The sequence below is a fragment of the Streptomyces sp. NPDC056948 genome, from assembly GCF_042674225.1.
Classification (GTDB): Bacteria; Actinomycetota; Actinomycetes; order Streptomycetales; family Streptomycetaceae; genus Streptomyces; species Streptomyces purpurascens.
Window position 1 is genome coordinate 1 of sequence record NZ_JBHUQX010000537.1, and the last position, 5,311, is coordinate 5,311.

Annotated in this window: 5 protein-coding genes and 1 pseudogene; all 6 read left to right on the forward strand. The window is 73.9% G+C overall.

Features of this window, described 5'->3' with window-relative positions; translation table 11 throughout:
- Positions 1–204 precede the first annotated feature (204 nt).
- Positions 205–1,092 (forward strand): STAS domain-containing protein, encoded by an 888-nt coding sequence (locus ACFTZL_RS40440; protein WP_382594221.1) that lies wholly within the window; start codon positions 205–207, stop codon positions 1,090–1,092.
- A complete protein-coding gene (locus ACFTZL_RS40445) occupies positions 1,089–1,508 on the forward strand; it encodes an STAS domain-containing protein (RefSeq protein ID WP_382594224.1) in 420 nt (139 codons plus the stop codon). The genes ACFTZL_RS40440 and ACFTZL_RS40445 overlap by 4 nt, the downstream gene beginning before the upstream one ends.
- Positions 1,508–1,948 carry an anti-sigma regulatory factor gene (locus ACFTZL_RS40450; RefSeq protein ID WP_382594233.1) on the forward strand — a complete coding sequence of 147 codons (441 nt, stop codon included), beginning with the start codon at positions 1,508–1,510 and terminating at the stop codon, positions 1,946–1,948. Before ACFTZL_RS40445 ends, ACFTZL_RS40450 begins: the two co-directional genes overlap by 1 nt.
- Positions 1,948–3,177: a SpoIIE family protein phosphatase gene (locus ACFTZL_RS40455; RefSeq protein WP_382594227.1), complete on the forward strand. Its 1,230-nt coding sequence runs from the start codon at positions 1,948–1,950 to the stop codon at positions 3,175–3,177. Before ACFTZL_RS40450 ends, ACFTZL_RS40455 begins: the two co-directional genes overlap by 1 nt.
- The gene (locus tag ACFTZL_RS40460) at positions 3,174–4,904 is read left to right on the forward strand and encodes a PP2C family protein-serine/threonine phosphatase (RefSeq protein WP_382594230.1); all 1,731 of its coding nucleotides are present in this window, start codon (positions 3,174–3,176) and stop codon (positions 4,902–4,904) included. Before ACFTZL_RS40455 ends, ACFTZL_RS40460 begins: the two co-directional genes overlap by 4 nt.
- A 218-nt stretch (positions 4,905–5,122) precedes the next feature.
- Positions 5,123–5,311, forward strand: a pseudogene (locus ACFTZL_RS40465) (NAD(P)/FAD-dependent oxidoreductase); the annotation flags it as partial.

The window sequence follows — 5,311 nt, forward strand, 5'->3', positions numbered from 1 at the left end:
GCCCTGCCCGTGCGGCGGACCGCCCTGCGCGCGCCGGCCGCCGGCGGTGGCCGACCGCCGTTCCCTGAACCGGATCGCTTGCGCCGGATCGGGTGTCGTACGAGGTCGGGGCATGGTTAGAGTTGTCGCCCGGCAAGTGTCACCACGCCGTTCTCGTTTCCGAAGCGGGCTCGGTCGACGCAACGCGGATGAGGAGAGAACCAGGTGCCGGAGCACGAAGCGGACGGACAGCTCGCCACGCCCACGGGGGAAGTCAGGGATTTCCTGCACCGCCGGCGGGAACAGATCGCCCAGCGGTGGGCGGACGAGCCCCTGTTCCGCACCGTGTTCACCGTCTCGCGCGACGAGGCGGTGGAGGCGGGCAAGGCCGTCGTGGACGCGCTGGCCCAGGTGGCCGACTCGGACCAGGTGGAGGATCCGGACTCCGCGGGGTTCAGCGGGGTGCGGGAGCAGCTTGCCCGGATGGGCGCGGCCCGTTCCCGTGCCGGGCTGTCCAACACCCAGGTGTCCAGCGAGCTGGCCGCCCTGCGGCCGCCCGCCGAGAATCTGCTGGCCGCCGATCTGGAGCAGGCGTCCCCCGAGCATCTGCGGGCGTGTTCGACGGCGTTCGCCGTGCTGATGGGCACCCTGCGGCTGGTGGCCATGCAGACGGCGCTGAGCGAGTGGGAGGCGCTCAGCGACCGGCAGCGGATGCAGCTCATGGAGGTGGCCACGCCCGTCATCCGGCTGTGGGACGGCATCGTGGCCGTGCCGCTGATCGGGACGCTCGACAGCGCTCGCAGCCAGGTGGTCATGGAGACGCTGCTGGACGCCGTCGTCGACCAGCACGCCCGGTTCGCGATCCTGGACATCACCGGCGTGCCCACGGTCGACTCGCTGGTGGCCCAGCACCTGATGAAGACGGTGGCCGCAGCGCGGCTGATGGGCGCCGAGTGCATCGTCTCCGGCATCCGTCCCGCCATCGCGCAGACCATCGTCCACCTCGGTCTGGACCTGGACGTCATCACCCGCGCGAACCTCGCCGACGCGCTGGGGTACGCGCTGCACCAGCTCGGCGCCGACATCGTGAACGCGGGTGCGGGACAGCGGTGAGCGACGCCTACCTCCGTCCCGTCACGGGCCATGTGCCGGTCCTGCGGCTCGGCGACGTCCTCCTGGTCACGCTCCAGGGGGATCTGCACGACAGCACGGCGCAGCAGCTCCAGCAGGATCTCGCGGAGACCATCTCCCGTACCGGGGTGCGCGGTGTCCTCATCGACATCTCCGGCGTGGAGATCGTCGACTCCTTCCTCGGCCGGGTGCTGGCCGAGATCGCCGCGCAGGCCAAGCTGCTGGCCGCGCGGACCGTGGTGGCCGGCATGCGCCCGGCCGTCGCCATCACCCTGGTGGAACTGGGACTGACGCTGCCGGGGCTGCGCACCGCGCTCAGCACCGAGGCGGGCATGGAGCTCCTCACGCGGCGGCCCCCGGTGACCCGTCCCGGCGGCCCGCGTCAGGAGAGTCCGTGATGCACACCGCCGCGGGCGTGGAGGCCTGCCTGCCCATCCGGTCGGACCTTGACCTGGTGTGGGTGCGACAGCACGTACGGCAGGCCGCGGCCCGGCTCGGCTTCGGCCTGGTGGCGCAGACCAAGCTGGTCACGGCGGCCAGTGAGCTGGCCCGCAACACCCTCGTGCACGGCGGTGGCGGGCAGATGGAGGTGACGCACGTCAGCAGCGCGGGTGCGCAGGGCCTGCGGCTGGCCTTCACCGACGAGGGGCCGGGCATCGCCGACCTGGACCGGGCGCTCTGCGACGGCTACACCTCCGGCGGCGGGCTGGGGATGGGGCTGAGCGGCGCGCGGCGCCTGGTGCACGACTTCCACATCGACAGCACGCCGGGCGACGGCACCACGGTGCGGGTGACCTGCTGGGTCGCCCAGCCGCCGCGTCCGCGCGAGGAGGCCTGATGCCGCGCCTGTGGGACGTCCCGGTGCGCGACTCGACGCGGGTGCGCGACGCGCGGGTCGCCGCGGAGGACGCGGCCGTGCTGGCCGGTCTCGACGAGCGGCGCACCGCGGCCGCCGCGCTGGTCGCGACCGAGCTCGCCACGAATCTGCTCAAGCACGCCGAGGGTGGTCAGGTGCTCATCGACGTCGTGGCGCCGCCCGTGCTGCGGGAGGGACGTGAGGAGTCCCGGGTCGTGCAGATCGCCGCGATCGACCACGGCCCGGGCATTGCCGACGTGCCCGCGGCGCTGCGTGACGGTTTCTCCACGACCCGCTCGCTCGGTGCGGGCCTCGGAACGTGTCTGCGTCTCGCCGACGACTTCGGCCTGAACAGCACGCGCGGCCGCGGCACGGTCGCGGTGGCCCGCGTGGGCGCCACGCCTCGCGGTGACGGCACGCCCGCACGACCGGCCGTGCGGGTGTGGGCCGACGGGGTCTCGGGGAGCTGGGGCGACATGCCCGGACCCGACACGCCAGGGGGTACCGTCCCGGGGTGGTCCGGTGGCGGGCCCGGGGACGGCGGTGTCCTCACGCGTGAAGAGCCACCCGGCCCGTCGGACGACAGCCCCTCGCCCGTCGCCGGTGTGCGGGCCGGAGGCGTGAACATCCCCTACGCCGGAGCCGAGTGCTCGGGCGACGCCTGGGCGTGGGTGCGGGCCGGGGAGCGGGTGACGTTGATGCTGGCGGACGGTCTGGGGCACGGTCCGGATGCCGCCCGTGCCTCGTCCGCCGCGGTCGTTGCGCTGCACCGCTGGGCCCACCTCTCCCCCGCCGACGCGCTGGGGCGGCTGCACGACACGCTGAAGGGCACCCGGGGCGCGGCCGTCGCCGTGGCCCAGCTCGACCTGCGGGCCGGGCGTCTGCGGTTCGCCGGCATCGGGAACGTGGGGGCGCGGCTGCGTACGGACGGCACCTGGCGTCACCTGCTGTCGCGGCCCGGCATCGTCGGCGTCCACCGGCCCGGCACCCTCCGCGAGGAGGAGGCCGACTGGGCGGACGACCGGCTGCTGATCCTGCACACCGACGGCCTGCCCAGCCGCTGGACGCCGCCGTCCGACGCCGGCCTGCCCGCGGCCGACCCGGCCGTGACGGCCGCCGTGACGATACGTGACGCGAGCAGTCCCGCCCGGCCGGTACGGGACGACACCGCCGTGGCCGTGCTGACTCCGACCCCGCCGGAACGCCCATGATGCGCACTTGGCAGATCACCACCGTCACCGATGCGGCACGCGCCCGCATCGCTCTCGCGCGCCTGGCCGCCGCGTACGGGGTGTCCACCGTCGAACGGACGAGGCTGGCCGCCGCTCTCAGCGCCCAGCTGCGCCAGTGCCTCACCAAGGGCGGCACCTGGCTGCTCACCATGGACCTCGCCGGCTCCCCCGCCGAGGAGGGGCTGCTGCACGCCGTGGTGACGCCGTCGCCGGACGCGTCCGCCGCGGCCGGGGAGCCGCCGTGGGAGGTCACGGTCCCCTGCCCCGAGGCGGCCCGGGCCGGGGAGAGCGGCACCGTCGCGGACGACCCGGCCGCCCTCGCGGAGGCGCTGCTCGGTGCCGACGAGGACACGGCCGTGGTGCTGGACAAGCTCACCGAGCAGGAGGACCTGGTCTCCTTCCACCGCGAGGAGCTGCACCAGACGAACCAGGGCGTCCTGGCGCTGCACGCGGAGCTGGACGCCGCGGGGCTGGCCCAGCGCGAGGCGTTCGCCGCCGAGCGCAGCGCCCGCAACGAGGCGGAGAGCGCCCGCCGCAGGCTGACCTTCCTCGCGGACGCGAGTGCCGTGCTGACGGCCTCGCTCAACCACGAGGAGATCGTGCGCCGGCTGCCGGACCTGCTGGTGCCGGAGTACGCGCGCAGCGTCGACATCTGGCTGTTCGACCACGAGGACGACCGGCACGGGTCGGCGCCGCATCCGGCCGCCGCCGTGGTCGCGGCCCGGACCGGCCGGCCCCAGTACGCCGCCGATCATCCCGGGGGCCTGCCCGGCGTCGAGGACCAGCCGCCGTCGGCGCTGGATCCCGGGCGGCCGCTGCTGTGTGTCCCGTTGCCGACGCGGCGGGCGCCGCTGGGGGTCCTGACCCTGTCGCCGCCCGGTGCGCGCTGGGACCCGGACGACGCGGTGATGCTGATCGAGCTGACCCGGCGGGCCAGCATCGCGATCGACAACGCCCGCCGCTTCGAGCACAACCGCGACATCGCCGAGACGCTGCAGCGCGCCCTGCTCACGGACCTGCCGACGACGCCGGGCCTCAGCCTGGCCGCGCGGTATCTGCCCGCCACGCACGGGATGAACATCGGCGGTGACTGGTACGACGCGTTCCGCCAGCGGGACGGCGGTCTCATCACCGTCATCGGCGATGTGACCGGGCACGGGCTGCACGCGGCCGTCATGATGAGCCAGCTGCGCACCGCGCTGCGGGCGTACGCCGTCGACGGCGACAGCCCGGGCCGGCTGCTGACCCGGCTGCACCGGTTCCTGCACCATCTGCAGCCGGACCTGTACGCCACCGCCGTCATCGCGCGTTTCCACCCGGACGAGCCCACCCTGACCTGGGCCGCCGCGGGGCATCCGCCGCCGGTGCTGCGGCTGCCCGACGGGACCGTGCGCACGCTCGACGCCAAACCCGGCGCCATGCTCGGCATCCCGCTCACCCAGGAGATCGCCGACCACACGGAGCAGGTGGAGCCCGGCTCGACGCTCGCGCTGTACACGGACGGGCTGGTCGAGCGGCGCGCGCAGGGCATAGACCCGGGTATCGAGCGGCTGGCCGCGGCGCTCGGCGGGTTCCGTTCCGCGGAGCTGGACGCGGATCTGGAGGGCTCGGCGGACCGGATCCTGCATCCGCTGCTGAGCGATTCCGAGCGCGACGACGACGTGTGTCTGTTGCTGTGTCATCTCCAAGGAGACGCCACGTCCTGACGGCAGGTCCGGCCGGCGGTTCCTTGCACGCGTTCTTCACTCCCGCCTGGTGCTTTTCGGCCACGGGGCGGGCATGGTGGTGATCGACGCGTTCGTCTGCCTGCCGCGTCCGACTGGCGTGCCGGTCGGACACGCGGTGGGATCAAAGGGGTGCGAACCAGCGATCCAGGGGCAGTCGAAAGGCGTTCGAGGCAGACCGCCTGGAGCCGCAGAAAGGGATGAACACCGTGACACGACCCAGGATCCTGGTGGTTGGCGCAGGCTTCGCCGGCGTGGAGTGCGTCCGCCGTCTGGAACGGAAACTCTCCCCGGACGAGGCCGACGTCACGCTGGTGACGCCGTTCGCCTACCAGCTCTACCTGCCGTTGCTCCCCCAGGTCGCCTCCGGCGTGCTGACGCCGCAGTCG

Bases quoted from the DNA above. Each gene is read 5' to 3' on its own strand.
- ACFTZL_RS40450 (WP_382594233.1), top strand. From the start codon at position 1,508: ATGCACACCGCCGCGGGCGTGGAGGCCTGCCTGCCCATCCGGTCGGAC.
- ACFTZL_RS40455 (WP_382594227.1), top strand. From the start codon at position 1,948: ATGCCGCGCCTGTGGGACGTCCCGGTGCGCGACTCGACGCGGGTGCGC.
- ACFTZL_RS40460 (WP_382594230.1), top strand. From the start codon at position 3,174: ATGATGCGCACTTGGCAGATCACCACCGTCACCGATGCGGCACGCGCC.